The sequence below is a fragment of the Pseudonocardia sulfidoxydans NBRC 16205 genome (assembly GCF_007989085.1).
Taxonomy (GTDB): Bacteria; Actinomycetota; Actinomycetes; order Mycobacteriales; family Pseudonocardiaceae; genus Pseudonocardia; species Pseudonocardia sulfidoxydans.
Genome location: NZ_BJVJ01000209.1, coordinates 1 through 505, shown reverse-complemented (window position 1 = coordinate 505; position 505 = coordinate 1). Strand labels below are relative to the sequence as shown.

The following is a 505-nucleotide window of genomic DNA, read 5'->3' as shown; positions in this document are numbered from 1 at the left end:
TTTCGCACCACGCGGGCGGGCGCCCGCAACGGGCACAACCACGGTCGCGGGCGGTGATCGCGCGGCGCAGCCCGTCGGGGATGACGCGGCGGGCGCGGCCGACGTCGAGTGGCTGCCCGGCCCCGCCCAGGACGACGGGCACGACGCGGGCGTCGCAACACAGCAGGCGTAGCTGTTCGGGCGAGAGGACGCCGCCGAGGTCGAGGCAGCCGGCGCGGGCGCGTCGTTCCAGGTCGTCGAGGCGGACTGTCACGGTGAGGTGGGGGCGTTCGCCGCCGCGGGCGGGGACGTCGCCGTGGTCGAGGACGAACGCGCACGCGTCGGCGAGGGCGTCGGCCTGGCGCTGCCCGGTCGATCGGTCGTCGTCGGCGGTCAGCGGTGCGCTGTGGGAGTCGATGACGACGGCGATCGCGTCGAACATCGTGGGGTCGTCGAAACGGCCCTTGATCCGGCCCCCGGCGCCGTGAGGGTTGCGGGTCACGAGCAGTTCGTTGACCGGCGCGGG

At 75.2% G+C, this 505-nt stretch carries 1 protein-coding gene; it reads right to left on the bottom strand.

Annotated features, from left to right (window positions below; genetic code table 11):
• Nucleotides 1–481, bottom strand: a 481-nt coding sequence (locus tag PSU4_RS31065) for a DUF222 domain-containing protein (RefSeq protein ID WP_147116259.1), incomplete at its 3' end; no start/stop codon positions are given.
• Nucleotides 482–505: the final 24 nt, after the last annotated feature.